Annotated in this window: 15 protein-coding genes; 7 read left to right on the forward strand and 8 right to left on the reverse strand. The window is 53.8% G+C overall.

All coding sequences use genetic code 11. From position 1 onward, the window contains the following. Positions 1 to 343: 343 nt before the first annotated feature. The 6 genes from EGT74_RS12100 to EGT74_RS12125 all read right to left on the reverse strand — a co-directional run bounded on the left by EGT74_RS12100 (position 344) and on the right by EGT74_RS12125 (position 12,594). The gene (locus EGT74_RS12100; protein WP_123846753.1) at positions 344 to 3,505 is read right to left on the reverse strand and encodes a TonB-dependent receptor; all 3,162 of its coding nucleotides are present in this window, start codon (positions 3,503 to 3,505) and stop codon (positions 344 to 346) included. 274 nt (positions 3,506 to 3,779) lie between these two features. Beyond that, on the reverse strand, positions 3,780 to 4,532 hold the full coding sequence (locus tag EGT74_RS12105) for a glucosamine-6-phosphate deaminase (RefSeq protein WP_123846754.1): 753 nt from the start codon (positions 4,530 to 4,532) through the stop codon (positions 3,780 to 3,782). Positions 4,533 to 4,541: 9 nt separating this feature from the next. Then, entirely contained in the window at positions 4,542 to 5,978 is a 1,437-nt protein-coding gene (locus EGT74_RS12110; protein WP_123846755.1) for a Gfo/Idh/MocA family oxidoreductase, read from the reverse strand. Next, entirely contained in the window at positions 5,968 to 7,920 is a 1,953-nt protein-coding gene (locus tag EGT74_RS12115; RefSeq protein ID WP_123846756.1) for a dienelactone hydrolase family protein, read from the reverse strand. The genes EGT74_RS12110 and EGT74_RS12115 overlap by 11 nt, the downstream gene beginning before the upstream one ends. Positions 7,921 to 7,925: 5 nt before the next feature. Then, entirely contained in the window at positions 7,926 to 9,470 is a 1,545-nt protein-coding gene (locus EGT74_RS12120; protein ID WP_123846757.1) for a SusD/RagB family nutrient-binding outer membrane lipoprotein, read from the reverse strand. Between the two features lie 19 nt (positions 9,471 to 9,489). After that, positions 9,490 to 12,594, reverse strand: a complete 3,105-nt coding sequence (locus EGT74_RS12125) for a SusC/RagA family TonB-linked outer membrane protein (RefSeq protein WP_220392847.1) — start codon at positions 12,592 to 12,594, stop codon at positions 9,490 to 9,492. 158 nt (positions 12,595 to 12,752) lie between these two features. On the opposite strand from EGT74_RS12125, the gene EGT74_RS12130 reads away from it, so the two are divergent. Together EGT74_RS12130 and EGT74_RS12135 are read left to right on the forward strand one after the other, a co-directional pair. Continuing rightward, positions 12,753 to 13,769 carry a LacI family DNA-binding transcriptional regulator gene (locus EGT74_RS12130; RefSeq protein WP_123846758.1) on the forward strand — a complete coding sequence of 339 codons (1,017 nt, stop codon included), beginning with the start codon at positions 12,753 to 12,755 and terminating at the stop codon, positions 13,767 to 13,769. A gap of 84 nt (positions 13,770 to 13,853) precedes the next feature. Then, the gene (locus EGT74_RS12135) at positions 13,854 to 14,531 is read left to right on the forward strand and encodes a hypothetical protein (protein WP_123846759.1); all 678 of its coding nucleotides are present in this window, start codon (positions 13,854 to 13,856) and stop codon (positions 14,529 to 14,531) included. A 51-nt stretch (positions 14,532 to 14,582) separates the two neighbouring features. On the opposite strand, the gene EGT74_RS12140 is transcribed toward EGT74_RS12135, so the two are convergent. Further along, entirely contained in the window at positions 14,583 to 15,428 is an 846-nt protein-coding gene (locus EGT74_RS12140; protein WP_123846760.1) for a glycerophosphodiester phosphodiesterase family protein, read from the reverse strand. A gap of 112 nt (positions 15,429 to 15,540) precedes the next feature. Between EGT74_RS12140 and EGT74_RS12145 the strand changes: the two genes are divergently transcribed. After that, positions 15,541 to 16,485 (forward strand): CHAD domain-containing protein, encoded by a 945-nt coding sequence (locus EGT74_RS12145; protein ID WP_123846761.1) that lies wholly within the window; start codon positions 15,541 to 15,543, stop codon positions 16,483 to 16,485. A gap of 77 nt (positions 16,486 to 16,562) precedes the next feature. Further along, positions 16,563 to 17,135, forward strand: a complete 573-nt coding sequence (locus EGT74_RS12150; protein ID WP_123846762.1) for a pentapeptide repeat-containing protein — start codon at positions 16,563 to 16,565, stop codon at positions 17,133 to 17,135. A gap of 92 nt (positions 17,136 to 17,227) precedes the next feature. Here the strand turns inward: EGT74_RS12150 and EGT74_RS12155 are convergent, their stop codons facing one another. Then, positions 17,228 to 17,929, reverse strand: a complete 702-nt coding sequence (locus EGT74_RS12155; RefSeq protein ID WP_123846763.1) for a DUF6630 family protein — start codon at positions 17,927 to 17,929, stop codon at positions 17,228 to 17,230. A 286-nt stretch (positions 17,930 to 18,215) separates the two neighbouring features. On the opposite strand from EGT74_RS12155, the gene EGT74_RS12160 reads away from it, so the two are divergent. The 3 genes from EGT74_RS12160 to murQ are packed head-to-tail and all read left to right on the forward strand — an operon-like array spanning position 18,216 to position 21,275. After that, positions 18,216 to 18,962, forward strand: coding sequence for a DeoR/GlpR family DNA-binding transcription regulator (locus tag EGT74_RS12160; RefSeq protein WP_123846764.1), 747 nt, complete (start codon positions 18,216 to 18,218; stop codon positions 18,960 to 18,962). Between the two features lie 22 nt (positions 18,963 to 18,984). Further along, entirely contained in the window at positions 18,985 to 20,436 is a 1,452-nt protein-coding gene (locus EGT74_RS12165; protein ID WP_123846765.1) for a sodium:solute symporter, read from the forward strand. Positions 20,437 to 20,450: 14 nt separating this feature from the next. Then, a complete protein-coding gene (gene murQ, locus EGT74_RS12170; RefSeq protein ID WP_123846766.1) occupies positions 20,451 to 21,275 on the forward strand; it encodes an N-acetylmuramic acid 6-phosphate etherase in 825 nt (274 codons plus the stop codon). Positions 21,276 to 21,427 lie beyond the last annotated feature (152 nt).

Consider the following 21,427-nt stretch of genomic DNA (forward strand, 5'->3'; position numbering starts at 1 on the left):
TTAAGTGTTTGTGAAATTTATCTTTTATTTTTTTTGATGACAGGAGGAGAGGGTATCGCGCCTTACAATAAAAATGTATGTTTTAAAGGGGGATAACCCGATACATGAATGTTCCTCATCAGGAAAAGTTCATTGCTGCTGCTTTGGCTGCTTATACACCTGATGGACCATGCCCAAACAGGTATGAAAGACCTCTACAGGCTGTTTGATACGCGAGATGATACGGCAGGAGTGTACAGAATGAAATTCTTCCAGCAAGGCATGGAGCGCGGCGCGAACCCATCGTTCAATAAAAAAAAGAGGCCACCTAACAAGGCGGCCTCTTTTTTTATGACGTCATTTATCAGAACGCGTACCGCGCGCCCAGCTGTATCTGCCAGGGATTGCCGGAAGGCGTTACGATGCCGGTGTTCACGTTCACATTGTAGTTGAAATTGTTGGTGGCCGCGTCGAAGCCGCCCAGCGAATAAATGTTCTGTTTGCCCAGGGATTTGTTGACGCCCCAGTCTTTTTTCAGCATGTTGGCCACGTTGAAGAAATCGCTCGAAACTTCAAGGCTGTGGCTTCTGAACAGCTTGAATTTTTTAGCTATCCGCACATCCCAAATGCCATAGAATCCGTTAATGCCGCCATTTCTTTCGGCAATAGTGCCCATGCTTTTACGGATGTAATCTTTCACACCTTTGTCCACTTTCGGGTTATCGAGAATAGACTTAAGGTTGGTGCGGATTTTTTCCGGTACGGCCGTGTTGTTGATATCGAACACATAGGCGAGGTCGTTTGAATTCACGAAGTCGCCGTTCACGTTGCCGTTTACGGCCAGTGAATAACGGGTACCGCCGAGGCCGGAATACCGCACCCCTACGCTCACGCCCCAGAAGGTAGGCGCCGTGCCGTAGAACACCACTTTGTGACGGAATTGGTTGTCTGAGTAGCTCATCCTCGACAGGTCGCGAGGATCTTCAGGCACCATCAGGGAAAGCGTGGCCGTATTGGCTACGTCGCCATTATAGGAGGTATTGTCTTTGGTATCGTTCCAGGTATAGCTGAAGGCTATTTCCCCGTCTCTCCAGTAACGCCAGGTAGCATCCGCAACCACTGCAAACTGGTTCACCTTGCCGTCTGCATTCAATTCCAGTACACGGCCCGCCTGTGTGCTCTTACGGCCCTGCATCCAGTCGGTTGCGCCGTTGCGGGTGCTGATGGTGTTCGCGGGCACATACACGCCGCGGTTGCCTTCGTTGGCGAGGCGGAAGTACGGCTGGTCCACCATATTCCGGTCTACATACATATAGTTATGCCGCGCGATGCTGGTAAAGAAGGTGATACCTGCTTTCAGGCGGTCGGAGAAAAGACGGTTATAAGAAAGGTTGGCTTTATACACCACCGGTATACGTGCGTTTTTCGCATTGGTGTTGATGGTGCCGATGCGGGGCAGGCCCAACTGATCGAACAGTTCCACGCCGGGCGCGGTGGCCGGGTTTTTACGGTAGGCGTCGAAATCCGGAGTGGGCACCTGGGCGCCCTGGATGTCGATGGACAATACTTTCGTACCGTCAAACAACATGTTGTTGATCATCGCATAGTTGTTGATATCCGAACCGAATATGCCGGCGCCAAAACGGAGGTAGTCGGTGTTCTTTTCGTTGATGTTCCAGTTAAACTGCAGGCGGGGCTGCAGCTGGAAGGTATTGAGCTTGTTGTCTGTGCGAAGGCCCAGTTGATCGAATACGGTCTGATTAAAATTGGCGGTGTTCATGTATGTGGTATAATCAGCGCGTAGCCCCACGATCATTTCAAGTCCACGGTGAAGGCGGGTTTGCATTTGCGCATACAGCCCGGCGTTGAGGATGTTCTGGTCCAGCGCAGGGTCTGCCGCCAGCGCGATTTCACGGGCGTAGCGGTAAGGGCGCTCATTATCGAAATTGGTCAGCCCGGTAAAATAAAAGCGGCCGTTCATTTCACTGCCGTACAGCGAATTGAGGTGGCTGTACATAATGTCCGTACCGAAAGTGAAGTTGGCCTTGTCTGTATTGAAATACACGTTGTCGACCAGCTGCGCCACGTTGTTGTAGAAATGTTCCGGCGAATAGCGCTGGCCGCCCAGCTGGATGGAGGTGAAAAGGCTGTCGTTATTGAGTTTGGAGCCGACCCTTTCCACGATGGCGCGGGGGATGTTCTGCTTCGGCAGTTGTTTGCCCGGAACGCTTTCTTCAAACGTATACAGGTGCTGCAGTTTCAGTTCATTGGTCACCTTCGGCGACACAACGGTGCGGAGTGTGGCAAGCAGGCTGTTGTTGTAGGTATTGGCATCCCCGTACACTTCGTACAGGTTGATGGCCGTGTTGTCGTCGCGGCCGAGGAGGTTCCGGTCGTTCACGAAGTTTTCGCGGATGGTGAGCAGGTTTTTCTCATTCAACTGCCAGTCGATACGGGCAAAAATTGCGTCGGTCTTTCGTTTTTTATCGAACGAACCGAACTGCGGGGCACTGGAAACGCCGTATTTGCTGCGGGCGATCTGGAGGAACTGGTCGAGTGTGGATTGGGTGACGTTCAGGCGCCGTTCGTCTTCTGTAGACTGGATATCGGCCAGCTGCAGCGGCCTTGCGTCTGCCTGGCGGTCCCAGGCCACGAAGAAGTGCGCTTTGTCTTTGATGATCGGCCCACCCAGGGTAAACCCGAACTGGTTAGTGGAAAAATCGTTGGTTCTTTTGGCGCCGCGGATATCGTAGCGGCTCGACAGCCAGTCGGCACGGCCATATATGAAGGCGCTCCCCGAGAGTGTGTTGGTCCCTGCTTTGGTAACGGTGCTCACAGAGCCACCGCCGCTGCGGCCATACGTTACATCGTATTGGTTGGTCACCACTTTGAATTCGCGGATGGCTTCCATCGAAATAATGTATGGAGCGCCGGTACGGCTGTTGGACCCGCCGCCGGAAGTAGGATTACGGGCGGTAGTACCGTCGATGGTAAAGTTGGTGGAAGAGGCCAGCTGGCCGGAGAGATTATTGCCGCGGCTGAGCGGAGACAGGTCCATCAGCGATGTGAAGTTGCGGCCGTTTACGGGCAGCTTCGCAATGTCCCTGGCGCTCACGGTGGTAGCCGCACCGAAATTTTCGGTTTTGTTGCGCAGGGCGTTGGCGGTTACCTTTACCTCGTTGATGTTCACGGCAGACACTTTCATTTCCATATTCACCCGCAGGGCATCGCCCTGGCTGAGGTTATACCCGGTCCGTTTAAGGTCTGCATACCCCACCGAAGTGACGGTCACCACGTAAGGGCCGCCCAGCGGCAATTCCCGGATGGTGTACTCGCCTTTGGCGTTGGTAACGGTGCGCGCGGTAAAGCCGGTAGACTCGTTGCGGACCTGTACGGAAGCGCCCGGGATTAATTGTTTGTTGTCGTCTGAAACAACACCGGAGATGGAGGCTTGTGTGGTTTGCGCGTGTGCTTTGAAACCGGCAAAGCATATTGCGCAGAGCAAAAGATGGATGTAAAGCTTCATAGAATTAGTGCAGTATTAAGGTGTAAAATTATCCAGTGGAATTGTAGATTCGGAATCTTCCGTTGAATGATAACATTAAGTTCATGGACCCTGCTTCGACGTGTTTGTTTATCTGGTTCTTCAATAACGGCCCCGGTGCAGGTGTGCCGGGAAGGTTTTCCGGTAATAAATATAGTAATAAATAAAAAAAAGATCCGGGAGTTTTTCTGCGAACGGATGTAAAAATAAAACCACCGTCGAGCGATGGTGGTTTGTTATAAAAAGCATATTCCGTTTATTTCGTTTTTACCGGCTGATCCAGCAGTGCGGCAGATTCCTCGTCCAGATAAAACACGCAATCAGGGTGCTGTTGCAGGATACTGGCCGGATAGAGGTTGCTGACCGGTCGTTCGAGGCTGTCTTTCACAGCCTGCGCCTTGCGTGCGCCGGGCACGGAACAAATGATGTGGGCCGATTGCATGATCTGGTGTACAGACATACTGATGGCTTGCGCCGGCACATCATCCACCGTAGCGAACCAGCCTTCGTTCATTTGCTGCCGGCGGCAGGCCCCGTCGAGGTTGACGACGATGTACGGCGCCGTGGTATCGAAATCCGCCGGGGGATCGTTGAACGCCAGGTGGCCGTTTTCGCCGATGCCTACCAGCGCCACGTCTATCGGGTGGCGGCGGATGAGATCGCCGATGCGGTTGATCTCATCTGGCGGCGGTACTTCACCGTTGATCAGTACGACGGCTTTCAGCACGGGTACCTTGGCGAGAAATCGCTCCTGCAGATATTTGCGGAAGCTAGCAGGATGGGTGACGGGGAGGCCGATGTACTCGTCAAGATGGAACATGGTCACCTTTTCCCACGCAATCCCTTCCTCTGAAATGAGTTGCCGGAGGGTTTCAAACTGGCTGGTGCCGGTGGCGAGAATGATATTGGCGCCGCCTTTCTCCTGAATGGTTTTCCGTATGAGTGCGGCAGCAGCCTTCCCGGCCGCAGTACCCAACTCGCGGTTGCTGTTAGATGTAATGACTTGCATTGAAATTGATTATTTGTTGGATGGTGATACGTTTACGCCGGTGGTACCGCCCTGCTGCAGGGAGATGTCGACCGGGAGGTTTTTCTGCCACGCGCCGGCGGTGAAATCCGGTACGCTGATGGAGTTGGATCGGTTGGCTACCGACCATTCGCTGAGCGGCCCGATGGCGCTCCAAAGTGCGGCATCGTACACGTCCATGTCAACCGGTAGCCCGTTTCTCAGGCAGTCGATAAGGCGCCAGTCCATCATAAAATCCATACCGCCATGCCCGCCGATGGCCTTGGCCAGCTCGCCGATTTTACGAGTGATGGCAGGCGTATATTTTTCTTCGAGTTTTTTCATCTCGTCTTCGGGCAGCCAGCCTTCATGGCTCGTGGCAATTCTGCCGGGCAGCGGGTACTTCTGCGCGGTGGCTTTCGTGCCACTTACCAGGTGTATGCGGGAGTAAGGACGCGGCGAAGTGACATCATGCTGTAACATAATCGTGCGGCCCTTTTTTGTCCGGATGGCGGTGGTGTTCATATTCCCCCGGAAGCGTTTGCCGGCAAAGGGTTGATAGAACTCATCCTCCGCGGTCAGCCTCGCCGCCATGGGGCCCATCATAAAATCGTCGCCCGACATGGAGGTAAGGTAATCCATCGCATCGCCGCGGTTGATGTTCATGACCTGGCATACCGGCCCCAGGCCGTGAGTGGGGTAGAGGTTACCATTGCGCCTGGCGTTTTCGCGTAGCCGCCACAGGTCGTATCGTTTGCCACGATCGAACATACTTTCGAGAATATCGTGGATGTAGGCGCCTTCAGCATGAACGATTTCACCGAAAAATCCCTGCCTCGCCATGTTGAGCGTCAGCAACTCGAAAAAATCGTAGCAGCAGTTCTCAAGCATCACACAATGCCGTTTCGTTTTTTCGGAAGTGGCTACCAGTTTCCAGCAATCTTCTACGGTGGTGGCGGCGGGTATTTCAACCGCTACATGTTTGCCGTGTTCCATGGCATAAAGCGCAATGGGCGTATGTAAAGCCCAATGGGTGGCGATGTACAACAGGTCGATGTCGTCTCGCTCGCAGATTTTCTTCCAGTCGTTGGGCCCGGCGGTGTACAGCCGGGCATCATGCCCCGGCGTTTTAATCCGGGCTTTGGCGGCAGCCGCTTTCTCCGGGCGCACGTCGCAGACTGCTTTGATTTGTACGCCCTCGATATAACTCACGCGTTCCACGGCGGCGGAGCCCCGGTTGCCTACGCCCACGAAACCGATACGGACCGTGGGGATTTTCGGAGCCGCATACCCGCACATGTTGAAGCGCTGCGTGTGTTTCATCCGGGTAGCGTGAAGCACCTGCGGCAGTTGGCTGGCCGACTGCCCGTATGCCCCGTAACCAGGCATGAGCGCGGCGCCAGCTGCAAGGCCGGTCAGCTTCAGGAAATCTCTTCTGTTATTTTTCATGTTGCTTTTTTTCGATGAATTGTACAGTGCCTTTTTTCTTCAGTGATTCAAATTCTTTCCGATAGTTATCCAGCTCAGCGGCGCCCAGTTTCCTGCCGGTGATGGACACCGGTTCGATAAACGCGATGTTGGCGCTGCTCAGGCCGGCTGCCATGCTGATGTCGCCCCAGGGCAATATGCCGGGGAGATGAATGGCCATGCTGAAGTAGTCGGCTCCGCTCCGTTCGTCGAACAGGTAACTGACGGGACAATTGCGCAGTGTGAGGTGAGTGGTATTGTCGTACAATGCGGCGTGAAAGATGGCCGCCAGCGCTACTTCGCCTGTTGCGTCGACGCTGACGCGCTGTGCGCCCTGTTTTTTCAGCCAGGTATGTACGAGCTGCAGATCGCCCACCCACTGCCCCATCACGGTTTTACCGAGCCACAGCATGGAGCGCGATAAAGTATGAAAAGGAGGAAGCTGCCCGTCGATGGCGGTAGCAGCGGCGGAACTGCGGCGCCCCGTTCCCCATACGTCGATGAGCACTACGCCCTGATCCGTTTCTGCGGGCAGTCGCTGGCCGGGTACGATGATATAGTCGCGGGAGCCATTGCGTGGCGCGCGGTGCAACAAGGGGATCTGCTGGTTGTTGCCGGTGGTGATGAGAATGCTGTCCCAGCCGCCCGCTTTTCCGCTCCGGGTGGTATTTTTGATGACAGGTGCGGCTTCCATCATCAGCACATCCTTCAATGTCTGTTTCTCCTGTCCACCAGGTTTGAATTGCTGTTTGATCCGAATCCCTTCCTGCCGGCTCCATCGGGCCGTAGTAGCCACCAGTGAGTCCCGTTCACCACGGCGGAATGTCGCCAGTTGCGCCGGCGGCAATAAAAGGGGGGATTTGATTTTCACCGGAGATCCATCGCCCTGGCCTTTCAATTGGAGGTTGAACCAGCCTAGCATGGCTTCCTGCATCTCCGGCCAATACCCATGTGTGGTATCGAACAGTTGGTATTGCAGCTGCTGCGGCGCTTTGAGCAATTGGAAGATGCGTTGCGCACGGGTGAAGCTGCGCTGCATTTGTGCCGGTGTAAACGCTTTGTTATTATCCCTGGAGGCATTGAACAGCTTCAGCCCGCGCGGCGCTACCATCGCCAGCACACCGGACTCTTCCGTGAAGGTGAGGCCTGCAGGCAGCAATTCGCAGATACAGTTGCTGTTCATGACATAAGCTTCAAAGGTACCTACGCTCACCACGGGAATGGCGGCTTTGACGCGCTCGTCCATTGCTGCTAGCCACATCGTCTGGTTACCGCCTCCGCTGGCCCCGGTAGCGCCTATACGTTGAGCGTCCACAAAAGGGAGAGACGCGAGCAGGTCCACTGCACGGATATTGTCGGTGAGCTGCATGCCCAGCAGCGGGTGGCCGGTGTTCATCATGGATGCGCCCAGGCAGGAGCCGTGGTATTCATGTTCGCCGTGCACAGTGGTTCTTTCACCCGCGCCCCAGGCATCGACGGTGAGGGCAACATAACCATGCATGGCCAGTTGCTGCGCTACCGCCTGGAAGATCTCACTGTTCCGCCCACCCTGCCAGTGGCCGTGCGTCACCACCACCGCCGGGAACGGCCCCGCGCCTTCCGGCACATACAGGTTGGCCGTGGCATACACGCCGGGCCGCGTTTGAAAATAAATGTTGCGGATGGCATATCCTTGCATCGGGATGCGCCCCGTTTCGCGGTAATTGACCGGCAAAGCATGATTTACGACGGCTCCGCTGTGCTGCAGGATTTGATGATACAATGCCGCGCGCCGCTGCTGCCAGGCCGTGGCGCTTTCAGGGAGCGTGTGCGCCTGGAAGGCTTGCCGGGCAGCTTGTTCCAGCGTGTGTCGTATCGTGTCTGCCTGTTGTGCGGATGTGTGCATGCCGGTGAATAACAATAATATGATGACGGAAATTTTCATACAGTTTAATCGATGTCCCACCACACTCTGGTGGCGGCGTTATCCGGCCCGCTGAGCATTTGCCTTGCTTTTTCGAGGGCTGCTGCATTAGTGGAAGCTTCTACGGAAGAATAGGGCAGCCGTTTGATGAATGTGCCAGCCGGCAGGTCGCTGTTGTCGCTCTGCAGGACGGGGTACATCACAGGGTAGCCGCTGCGGCGGAATTCGGCCCAGGCTTCCACACCATCGGGATACAGTGCCAGCCATTTTTGCGTGCCGATCTGCGCGCGCTGCATGCCCGCCGTGGCGGCCCATTTTACCGGGGTGGCAGCTACCGCGGGTGAACCTGCTTCATCTCCTGGCGCCACCGGAACGGCCGCTGATGTAATATAATTATTAATTACAGCCGGATCAACAATGCCCCATTCCTGCATGCTGACGGCAATCCCCTTCTCATATAAATCCTGTGCCGTGCCGTCCATATTCCAGCCGTTGAGTGCGCCTTCCGCGCGGAGGAACCAGGCTTCGGCCGCGTGCAGCACTGGCTGCGTAGCTTCAAGCTGGCCTATCCAGGTGCTGCCGTTCCAGGTTACCCAACGCGGGCCTACATTGGAAGTCTGCGCGGGACGGTTGCCGGGTTTATTGATGTCCGTGGCAGATGAGCCGTTCCGCAAACCTTTGAATTGCCCGGTGCCCACTGCCGGCTGAAAGTACACCGGCAGCCGCGGGTCGTTGTACCCCTTTAGGTAGGAGGCCATAGTGGAGCTCATCGAAAATTCGTTATTCACCGCATTGGTGGAAAGCCCGTTGGCGTCGTCGCCCTTCATCGACCGTTTGATGTAAGCACTGTGGGAACTCGCTGTCATAACGCCTCCTGCCACAGCGGCTTCGGCTTCTGTTTTGGCGCGCGCGGGATCCACCCTGGAAATACGCAGCGCCAGGCGAAGGCGCAGCGTGTTGGCGAAACGTATCCATTGCTGCACATTCCCGTCGTAGATAATATCGTAACTGCCGAAAACATTGCTCTGTCCGCCGGACTTCAGGTTCGTCACGGCAGAATCGAGCCGCTTAAAAAGGTCGTCATAGATTTTGTCCTGCGGATCGTACGCAATACTGCTTTTGGCCTGCCCGGCCTGGAAATAAGGCACAGGGCCGTAGTAGTCCGTCAGCCGGTGAAACGTATAGGCCAGCATGATGTTGGTCAGCGCGTATTCGCCGGAATGGCGGTCCGTATTGTCGAATATCGTCTGCAATTGCGGTAAGGTGAGCACGTAGGTGATAATTCCGGGCCGCGACAGCCAGCCGTCGTTCATCGCATACCGGTCGGTCTGGAAACTGGTGGTGGTGAGCGCGAAGTATTGTGCGTACAGATCGGGCATCAGGATGGAAATTGTCTGGTAGTACGGGCGGTGAATGGTGGCGGCGGATTGTGCCCGGGTAAACATGAAGGGCAATTCGCGTGCGCCAGCGTCCGACAATTTTGCCGGGTTTTTGTTCATATCATCGAATTTCCCGGTGCAGCTGCTGAGCAGTGAGGCGACCAACAGGAAATAAAGCATGTTTTTCTTCATAACAATTCGCTTTTAGATCTTAGAATGACAAACTGAGATTCAGTCCGAAGCTGCGTGTGATGGGCAATATGCCCGATTCGATGCCCTGGTAATTGCTGGATCCGATGGCTACTTCAGGATCCACCGGGATGGTGCGTTTCCCGATGCCGGGGATGTCGAGCAGGGATTTGCCGCGGTAGAAAAAGAAGAGGTTGCGGCCGGTCAGCGCCAGCCGGGCGCTTTTCACCAGTTTGTTGGGCCAGTCGAAATTGTAACCGAGCGATAATTCCCGGAGGCGGAAGTTGGTGGCACTATAGGCAAAGAACTGCCCGTAACCGTTTCTGCCGCCCTGCGAAACCTGTGTCCACAGCTGCTCAGCTCGGATAGGAGTGGTGTTGGCAGATCCGTCCGTTTTAATGCCGGGCAGCACCAGGCCGCCTTCCCGGTACCGGGTGGTATAGTCTGCAATCCCGAAATACGCCATCATCGCGTCGGTGCCGGATATCACGATACCGCCCACCCGCCCGTCGATCAGCATCGAAAGGTTGAATTTTTTGTATTGCAGCTGGTTGCTCCAGCCCAATGTATAGTCAGGATTGTAATTGCCGATTTTCTGCAGGGGGGTTACCACAGGCAGGCCCGCAGTACTGATCTGGTATTGACCGGTTTTAGGATCGGTGGCCCAGGTGTAGTCATAAATATCGCCGTACATGCCGCCGGGTTTCACCAGCATGCTGCCAAAACCGGTAGCGGTGGTGAGCGCTGCCTGGGTAATACCGGGGCTCAGCGAGATGGCTTTATTGCGGTTGAGGGCGAAATTCAGCGAGCTGTTCCAGGTGAAACCGTCTTTCCGTATGGGCGTTCCGGTTAACATCACTTCCATTCCGCTGTTCTGGATGTTGCCGGCGTTGATGTATTGCTGGTTATAGCCGCTAGGCTGCGGCAGCCCGATAAATATCAGCTGGTTGTAGGTGTTGCTCCGGTAAACAGTAGCATCCAGGCCCAGCCTCCCGTCCAAGAAACGCCATTCCATCCCGGCTTCCCACGATTCGGTTTTTTCAGGTTTCAGATCGCTGATGTATTTGATCTGGTCTCTTGCCACGAAGCCGTTGCCCGCCCCAAGCGAATAGCTGTATGTTTGAATCAGCAGGTAAGGGTCGGCGTCGTTACCGACCTGTGTGTAAGCCCCGCGCACTTTGCCGAATGATACCCAGTCGGGCAGCTTCGTCAGGTCGGTGAGAATAGCGCTCAACCCGATGGAAGGATAAAAGTAGCTGTGCGGTGATGGAAGTGTGGACGACCAGTCGTTCCGCGCACTCACGTCGAGGAACAGCTGCTGCCTGAAATCTAGCTGGGCGCTGCCGTAAACCGACTGTATTTCCTTTTCCACCGTCAGGTTCGAGAAAGCGGGCGTGGAAGCGAAGTTCAGGTTGAACTGGTTGGGAATGCTGAGGCCGTTGGCGAACGACTGGGTATTATACCCGCGGTTGCGCAATACGGCCGCGCCCAGGTTGTAATTCACCCCGAAATCGCCGCCCAGTTTGTTGTTTCCGGACAGCAGCACATCCATGTTCCTTTCCCATCGGTTAACATAGGCTTCCTGGTAACGGCCGCCGGTAAGAGTGGGCATGGGGATGGTGCCGAAGAAATAACTGCCGGTGATTTTGTCGTCGTATTTATCAAGACTGTAACGCCCCTGCAGGCTCAGCCAGCCGGTGAGCTGGTATTTGGCGAGCCCCATCAGGGTGATGCGGTTCCTTTCCTCGTTGAGCGCGGTACGGTGCACGTCCCAGTAAGGGTTCTGGAAGGCGGAGCTGGTGGTCCAGTACACAGGAACGGGCTGTCCCCTGGCATCGGACTTTTCAAAAATGCGCAACGAATCGGGATGCATATCGCGCGGCATGATCAGTGCTTCGTTGGTCACTCCGTTATCGCCCAGCCGCGGTTTGTTTTTGATGGTCTGATTCATGTAAGTTACCTTAACGTCTGTGGTCAGGCGTGGCAGCAGTTCCGCAGTGAGGCGAAGGTTGAGGGTGTTGCGTTCCAGCCTGTTCCTGGGTACGATGCCACTGTTGGCGTTGTGCGTATAGGAAGCATAACCCCGCAGTTTATCTGTGCCGCCGGATACATTTACGGAGTTGTTCACCGTAACGCCGGTATTGTAAAAATCGCGCACATTGTTTTTATAGGTGGTGGCCTTGGCTCCCCAGCTTTCTCCCGCCTGCGCGCCGTATACTCCACCGTTACCACGTCCATACGTATCTTGCAGGTTCATGAGCAGGTAAGGCTGGTCGAGCGAAACGCCGCCGTTATAGCTCAGGGTTACTTTCCCGGTTTTCCCTTTCTTCGTGGTGACGACGAGTGCTCCATTTGCGGCGCGGCTTCCGTAGAGTGCGGCTGCAGCAGGTCCTTTCAATACGGTGATGGATTCCACATCATCCGGGTTGATGCTGGCCGCTCCATCGCTGCCGGAATAACCGCTGGCGATGCTTTTCTGTTGTGTGGCGACGGTATTGGCCGAGCCGCTGCCGCCGGGCTCGGTGGTCATCGTGTTATCGACGGGGACACCGTCTACAACAATCAGTGCGTTGTTATTGCCGCTGATGGAACGGTTGCCGCGCAACACCACGCGCACGGCGCCACCCGGACCGGTAGCTGCGGGTGTAATTACCGCGCCGGCCACCTTGCCGCTCAGGCTGTTCATAATATTGGCGCCCGGCTGGCGTACCGTGGTAAGGTCGGCATTGTTCAGCTGTTGCGTGGCGTAACCCAGGGAACGTGTTTTGCGCTCGATGCCGAGTGCCGTCACGACCACTTCTCCCAGTTGCGAGGCGGAACGCTGCAGCGTTACCTGCAGGTTGCGCTGCCCATCTGCCGGAATTTCTTTTTTCTCGTAACCTATAAAAGTAAATACCAGCACCGCATTTGGCGCGGCCTGTATGCTGAAGCTGCCGTCGACGCCGGTGGCGGTGCCGTGCGACGTGCCTTTCACACTCACGCTTACACCGGGTATGTGAGCCTGTGTGATCGCATCTTTTACCGTGCCTTTCACAGGCAGGTTTTGTGCGGAAAGGCTGGCCGGCAGTATGAAAATGAGTAGTAACAGGCAATAGCATAGCCCTGCATAGATCATGCGTCTATTCATAACATAAAATATTATTGAGTAAATGATTCTGGCTGTAATCGAGAATGTTACCCAATGTACAATCACTCCGCTGGCCCTGCAAAAAAAACAGCGGCAACGTTATCGGAAAACCAGCGTATATTTAATTCATCAGTACCAGCTATTTAAAGAAGGGAGGCATGCGCAGACACTATGCTACAATAAAGGATATCGCCAACGCACTGAACATTTCATTTGCCACTGTTTCGCGGGCGCTCAGGGATGCCTACGATGTAAAGGCCGAAACACGGGAACTTGTGCTGGCCAAAGCCGCCGAACTGAACTACAAACCAAACGTCAACGCGAAAGGACTTGCGCAGCATCGCAGTTATAACCTCGGTGTTATTCTTCCCACCATCACCAATTATTATTTTTCCACCGTCATTACCGGCATCCAGGAAGTGGCATACGGCGCGGGTTATAATCTTGTCCTGTACGTTACGAATGATAGCGCGGAGCGCGAGCGCGACATGATCGGCAATCTTTCCCTGGGAAGCCTGGATGGCCTGCTGGTTTGTGTTTCGTCTGATTCTGCATTATCTACCGGTTTTCAGGGAATTATAGATGATGGTATTCCGGTAGTGTTTTTCGATAGGGTGGTAGAAGATATCCACACTTCCAAAGTGGTGCAGGACGATTACAACGGTGCTTTCGAGGCCACCGAGCACCTGATTGGAAATGGCTACCGCAATATAGCGCACATAGCGGGCCCGGAGGAGCTGGCTTTTACCCGCAACCGTATGCAGGGCTATAAGGACGCATTAAAAAAACATGGGTTGCCGGTGAAGAAGGAATGGATTGTGCATTCTGGCTTTTCGCAGGCCCATGGCGAGCAGGACGTGGCCCGGCTCTGGAAATGCCGGCAAAAACCCGATGCGGTTTTCGCGGTGAACGACCGGAAAGCTGTAGGCGCCATGCTCGCTTTGAAACAGTTAAATATTCTTGTCGGGCAGGATTTCGGGGTAGTTGGATTTACCAATGATCCGGTAGCTGCTATTATATCTCCCTCCCTCACTACTATTGCCGAGCCCGCTTTTGAAATCGGCAGAATCAGCTGCCAGCTTGTATTAAGCCATATCAGGAAGAAGAAATTTGATGCAAAAGAAGTAGTTTTGCCGGGTAAATTGATCGTAAGGGAATCAAGCAAAAAAGCCTGAGGCATTGTAACCCTGGGGCATGGTTTTTGTTTTTTCCCGGATATCAAATCTTTTTGTTAATCTGAAATCTAATAACGTAAAACCATGATGAAACTTCGACAAGGGTTGATCCTGTTAACCGCAACACTGATGCTGGCGTTTGTTATTCCCGGCTGTAAGAAAAATAACAAGAATGATGATGCGCCCGGCGAAACACCCGGTAAGCTGGTTGGGATGGGCGAGATGGCAGGCGTGCCAACCGGTACGCCATTCGTGTTCCCAGCGAATATTTCCGTGGCCGGTTCCATCTACGGCTCCAGCTGTGATACAGCATATCGCCGGGGCAGTGGCGAATTCGTAGATGTGTGCATCGGGTTCTTCAACAGCGGCACCACCGATTACACGCTCACGCTTCCTGCGGGGCTTACCATCACTGCCGACGACGTCACTTATCAGCACGGGATCATTATCCAGGACACCAAAATATTGCTGAAAGCAGGCATGATCACCCGCTGCGGAGTGGGCGCCTATTGCATCAATGCGCCGAAAAAGCCATCTAGTTACACAGTGACGTACAAAATCGGTAACGTGTCTGACAGCAGGCTGATCAAACAACTGATCGATCTGTTAAAGAACAAGAAAATAAATATTGAGGAGTACGCTAATAGCAGCGATTACAATGATGCCGTAGACATCATCCAGCCGGCGGTATGGTCTATTACCGATTTCGACGGGCTGCAGGAGCCGATCAAACAGGAGATTGCGACAATCCCGAATAAATAATCATAACACAACTAAAAAAGAAAGGCCGCAAATATTGCGGCCCTTCTTTTTTTATCGGTGAAACCCCTTCGACCGCAGGTATGCAAGCAGTTCCGCCGGCAGATCGGTCTGGATGATGTTCACACGCGGATGTTTTTTTAAAAGTTCGGAGAACCCTGTTCCCGGCGAAGCTTTTTCCGCCTTGTCGTATTTCCCCAACGCATTCAGCCATACACGGGTGCCGCCGGCGCGGAGCGCATTGGCGAGGCTGTCTGAATAGTATGAATCGTCTATGTGAATCGCGGGGAAGGTACCCATCTGTCCGATGCCTGCGATATCGCCGGTATTGTAAGCGCGCGGCATGATGGGAATTTTGGGATTCCAGTTGCGCAGTTGCGGGATTTCTTTGTAGTCGTATAAAAAGAAAAGCACCTGGCTGGTGGTGCCGCTGGCTTTCACCAGCTCAACGGTTTTGCGGGCTGCTTCCGGTGTGCCTTCTTTGAAATCGATGTCTACCAGAATGCGGTCTTTGGTGAGTTTTAACGCCTCTTCAAAGGTCGGGATGCGCTCCTGTGTGGGCTGACCATTGTGCAGTAGCGGGAATTGCTGCAGCTCCGCATAGGTATAGTCACCGGTGCCGCCGGGTTTGCCGGTGGTACGGGTAATGGTTTTATCGTGCATGAGCACCAGTATACCGTCTTTCGTTTGCCGGATGTCCAGTTCCACGATATCAACACCCAGCCGGATGGCTTCGCGGATGGCGGCCAGGGAGTTTTCGGGATAATCGGCATGTGGCGCGCGGTGTGCGGCTACCAGTATGTGGTCAGGGCGGTTTGAAAAGTCGCGCAGGATGCTGTCTGCCTGGCCGTGCGCGGACAATAAAACAATGCTGAGAAATGCGGTAATAAGGAATTTCATGTGAAATTTTTTACGGGTGTATAAATATCTGATTCTTTTCAGAATATTTTATGTGATTCGTGTAAAGGCTGCGTTAAATACGGTGCTGTGGGAATAATCGCTAACTTTGTATATGCTGAAGAAGCAAAAACAGCATAAGTACCTGGCAAAGAGATGGCGTGCCATCAGGAGTTACCTCTACGATTTTGCAAACACACCCAACCTGGAAGTGCTGCACAAGCTACGGGTGGAAGTTAAAAAGCTGAAAGCCTTTGCAGGTTTTGCATCGGCAGGAGGGCATGGAAAGGATGCGGACCGTGCCATAAAGCCGGTGAAAAAAATGTTCCGGGTAGCCGGTGAAATCCGGGAAGCGGGCCTCACCTTATCGATGCTGCAAAAATACCAGATCACCCACCCGCGCCTGAAGTCAGCCACTATCCATACACTGAACGAAAAAACCGCAACGTTTCAATCGCATATCGATACCTACCTTCAACAGATAAAGAAGTCAGACAGAAAGCTTCGCGCCAGCCTGCACTCCATCCGTAACCGCAATATAGAAGCATGGTTCAGCGAAGAACTGACGGCCACCGCAGCACTCCTGGCAGCTCCTCCGCCCGAACGATTGCATGATGCGCGTAAAAAACTGAAAACCCTGCTATACACGTATACCATGTTGCCAAAGCCCCTGGCGGCCCGCGTCCAGGTGAACAAAGATTACCTGCATCGCTTGCAGGAGCTGATTGGCAACTGGCACGACGCTGCTCTGGCGGCGGATTTACTGGCAAAGGGAAATAATGTGCGGTCCGGCGGACGCACTGCGCGCAACGGAGATAAGCAAACGCAGCAGCAACCAAAGGCAAATCAAGCGAACCGCCTGGCGGACGAAGCGTCCCGTAACATCCGGCACAATAATCATGACCATGGAGCCCATACACAAAGCAAACCGGTAAAAACCCGGCAACAGCAAAAAGTGAATCGCCTGTCTAATGAACAGAAAAGCCTCATCAAACAGACGCTGGCGGCGGCGGCAGGTTTTTCACAAAAAGCGTTGAGCGGGGAGGGGTCTCCCCGCTGAACAGGCTCTTCCAATGGCGAAGTGTTCCCGTCATCAAATTTCCGTAAGTTGCATTCCAGCCCAAAATGCCCGGAACCATGGAAAGAACCAGTTTTGAAGACGAACATTTTGAAAAGAAGGATTTTACCGAAGCGCCGCTCCGCAAAGGAGAATACGATAACTGCACCTTTACGGGCTGCAACTTTTCGGAAACGGACCTGACGGATGTGAGTTTTACCGAATGTACCTTCACCGGCTGCAACCTCAGTATGGCCAAACTCAATAAAACATCGCTGAAAGATGTAAAATTCACCGACTGCAAATTGCTCGGCCTGCACTTTGAAAACTGCAACGATTTTCTTTTCGAGGTGGCTTTTGATAACTGCCAGCTGAACCTTGCCTCATTTTACCGCCGGAAACTCAAAAAAACACGTTTTAAAAAATGCAGCCTCCACGAAACGGATTTCACGGAAGCCGATTTAACAGAAGCGAGCTTCGACGGATGTGATCTTGCCGGGGCGACTTTTGTGCAGACCAACCTGGAAAAAGCGGATTTCCGTGCGGCCAGCCATTATTTGATCGACCCGGCGCAGAACCGCATCAAAAAGGCGAAATTTTCCATGCCGGCCGTGATTGGCCTGCTGGCAGCGTATGATATTGTGATTGAGTGAGGTGAACATCGCCCCGTATAAAAGGAAATTGTTAACCATGCCGGCACCTTCATAAGCCGCGGAAATACCGGTTACAACGCGCCGGCATCCGGTTACGTCAGCTCATAATACCCATGCCCCGTTTGCTGCACCGCTTTGTCCACCTTGTCGCGGTCCGCTACCCGATGCAGCATGATCACATATTCTTCCAGTTCCGTACGCATAAATCCCATTTGTAACCCGTGTTCCCGGAGCGGCTTATCAAAGGCGTCCAGTACGCCGTCGCTGCTCACAGTGCTGCCTGGGGGAAAGTCACTTGCCTGGGGGAATGCAACGCTCAGTTGATAGTTGTCGCGCAGCGCGAGGTTCAGCCGCCATTCCAGGTCTTCGAGCGGCGCATCCCGGTCTATTCCCAGCAACCATTCGCACTCCTGGTCGTTGAGGTGGTTCATCAGCACGTTCAACGTAGAATATTCCGGGTCGTTGGTATGATCTTTCAGCGCATCGATGTAGGGAAACAGCCAGTGCTGTTCCCGGAGCGGCAGGCAGCGCCGCACCAGTTCGCGGTAGCCTTCTTTGGCTGCTTCGGTTAAGGGCGGCAGATCCGGTTCCGGGCGCTCCGGCAGCGGAGGAGGAGAGGATACCTTCCGTTTCCTCCATGGTGAACCGGAAAATTCATTTTTGCACCAGGCATAAAACGCAAGCACACCTGCGTAGCCAAACCAGTATTTGGCATTGAGCCCGAAATAATGGCCGGCTGCATAGCCGCCAATCACCAGCGCCAGCCCGATCAGAAAATAGAGGCGGTTTCCCATGAGCGTATTCATTTTATATCCGTTTGTTCCCCTCGGGTTTGGTTTTGCCGGAAAAGGCAATGTGGGAATCAACGGCCAGGTTATGGTTAATAAATGTATTCAACAACGGTTTCCGGGTTTCAACGATTCAAATATAACAGATATTTTGCCCGGCAGATAACTATTATCCCTGCCTGTTTGCATGAAAAAAATGCAGGTTTATTCAAGAATGACGGATATTTTTTGCGTCTTTTTGCGCCTTTTTCTGAATATTCTCCTATATTGTGCAAAACCAAAATCCGTCTGAATGCTAAAAAAGGAACGCCAATCCTTTATTCTGCGCCAGGTGAACCTGCATAATAAAATCCTGTCGGTCGACCTGAGTCAGCAAATGGACGTGTCTGAAGATACCATCCGGCGCGACCTGAATGAAATGGCGGAACAGGGGAAACTGATCAAAGTACACGGCGGAGCGTTGTCCAAGTCGTTCCATCTCTCCGTTGCCTCTGATCATGTGTATGCTTTAAGCAGCAAAAAACATATCGCCCTCAAAGCATGCCGCCTCATTAAAGACGGCATGTTCGTACTTACCACGGGCGGCACTACCATTATCGAGCTGGCCAAAGCATTGCCGCCTGAACTGTCGGCGACTTTTATCACCGTCAGTTTACCCGCGGCCTATGAATATATCCATCATCCGAATATCGAAGTGATTTTCCTGGGCGATAAAATTTCCAAAAATTCGCAGATCGCCGTAGGCGGCAGCGTTGTATCGAGGATAAAGGATGTGCGGGCCGACCTGTGTTTCCTGGGCACTAACGCCATCAGCCTGGAGCAGGGCCTTACGGACAACGACTGGGAAGTGGTGGAGGTGAAAAAGGCCATCGTGGAAGCCTCGGAGCGGGTCGTTTCGTTGGCCATCAGCGAAAAGCTCAACACCTCGCAGCGCTTCCGGGTGTGCGATGCGGGTGATATCAGCACGCTCATCACGGAGCTGCCGGCGTCCGACCCGTTGCTGCAGCCTTATCATGCCGCCGGTCTCGAAATTTTATAAACATCACCATCAAAATAAACGCATGTCTCCTGTTATCTTGTTTTCACTGGTTATCGCATATTTCCTCCTGCTGCTGGGTGTGGCCTGGGTTACGTCGAGGAATGCGAACAACGAATCGTTTTTTATCGGCAACCGCGGCTCCAACTGGATGCTGGTGGCTTTCGGCATGATCGGCACGTCGCTCAGCGGCGTTACGTTTGTGAGTGTGCCCGGTACGGTCGGCAAGGAATCCTTTACCTATTTCCAGATCGTGCTCGGCAACCTGATCGGTTACGGGGTGGTGGCATTTGTGCTGTTGCCCGTTTATTACAAGATGCAGCTCACATCTATCTATAACTACCTGCAAAACAGGCTCGGCTTCCGGGCCTATAAAACGGGCGCCTCGTTTTTTATCCTGTCGCGCGTATTGGGCGCTACGGCCCGGCTGTACCTGGTGGTGAACATCCTGCATTTCACCATTCTTAAAGATTTTGGCCTGCCGTTCTGGGTGGGAGCTTTCGTCATCCTGTTGATGATATTGTTGTATACATTCGAAGGCGGGGTAAAAACCATCGTGTGGACGGACACGCTGCAAACCGGCTGTATGCTTATCGGGCTGGTGGTGTGCGTGTGGTATATCCTCAGTAACCTTGGCATGAGCCTGCCGGAAGGAGCCCGGGCGCTGGCTGATAAAGGGTACTCCAACATCTTTATCATGGACCCGTCGAGCCGGTTTTTCTTCCTCAAACAAATTGTGGCCGGCGCTTTCATCTCTATAACCATGACGGGGATGGACCAGGAAATGATGCAGAAAAACATCAGCGTGCGCACGCTGAAAGATTCCCAGAAGAACATGATGACTTTTGCCGTGATCTTTATGCTGGTGGTGTTGCTGTTCCTTTTCCTGGGCGGCCTGCTGCACCTCTTTGCCGAAGCCAAGGGCATCCCGGCCACCGGCGATGCGCTGTTCCCCACCATCGCACTGGAACATATGCCGGGCGCGGTGTCGATCATCTTCATCATTGCATTGATCTCCGCATTGTTCCCCAGCGCCGACGGCGCCATTACAGCGCTGACTGCCTCCTTCTGCATCGACATACTGGGCATACAGCGCGACGCCACCCTCAGCGATGCGAAGCGCAAACGTATCCGTCAGATCGTGCACCTCTCGTTTGCGGGCGTTTTTCTGCTGTTCGTAATGGGCTTCAAGTGGATGAATAATCCGAGTATGATCGGCCTGATCCTGAAAATTGCCGGTTATACCTATGGCCCGCTGCTCGGGCTTTTTGCCTTCGGCATTTTAACCAAAAGAACGGTGAACGACAGGTTGGTGCCCTTTGTGGTACTGATTTCACCGATTATTTGTTTCATCATAGACCATTATCAGAAAGATTTGTTCGGCGGCTTCCAGATAGGCCTGGAGCTGCTATTCATTAACGGCCTGCTCACCTTCCTGGGATTGTGTCTCATCCCGGGCAAGAAGGCGGTAGCCTGAAAAATCGATATGTTATGAGCGCACAGAAATTTGTCAGAATAACCGAACAGCCCTCTCATCACCGCCATCTCGAACAGATGAGCGTACGGGATGTGCTGGTAAACATCAACAAAGAAGATGCAGGTGTGCCCGCGGCAGTGCAGCAGGCCATTCCCGCCGTTGAAGCGTTTGTGCTGGCGGCTGCAGATAAAATGCTGGCCGGCGGCCGCCTCTTTTACATCGGGGCGGGAACCAGCGGCCGGCTGGGCATCCTGGATGCGTCCGAATGCCCGCCTACTTACGGCGTACCGCATGGCCTGGTGGTGGGCCTGATTGCCGGCGGCGACAATGCCATCCGCCGCGCGGTGGAAAATGCGGAGGACGACGGCAACCAGGGCTGGGAAGACCTGCGCCAATGGAATATCACTGAAAAGGATGTGGTGCTCGGCATTGCGGCCAGCGGCACTACGCCGTATGTGATCGGTGCGTTGAAGAAATGTCGGGAAGAGGGGATTCTCACCGGCAGCCTCTCCTGCAATCCGGGCAGTCCCGTGAGCGCGGTGGCGGAGTTTCCCATCGAGGTGGTGGTAGGGCCCGAATTCGTGACCGGCAGCACACGCATGAAAAGCGGCACTGCGCAAAAGCTGGTGCTGAATATGATTTCTACGGCGCTGATGATACAACTGGGCCGCGTGGAAGATAACAAGATGGTGAACATGCAGCTGACCAACGATAAGCTGGTAGACCGCGGCGTGAAAATGCTGATGGAAAAGGCCGGCATCGCTGATTATGAAACCGCAAAAGCACTGCTGCTGCAACACGGTTCCGTCAAAAAGGCCATGAGCGTGTTGGGCATCTGACAATACCCACGTGGCTCTCAGAATAACTCACGCGCAATTCCCGCACGCTTGCCGGAAAATGACACTAATAAGCGGGCCCTTTCGGGCCTCGCTGCAGACAGTGAAAACTGAACAACAGGAAGCCCGCTCACGGATGAGCGGGCTTCCTGTTT

It is taken from the genome of Chitinophaga lutea, from assembly GCF_003813775.1.
GTDB classification, from domain to species: Bacteria; Bacteroidota; Bacteroidia; order Chitinophagales; family Chitinophagaceae; genus Chitinophaga; species Chitinophaga lutea.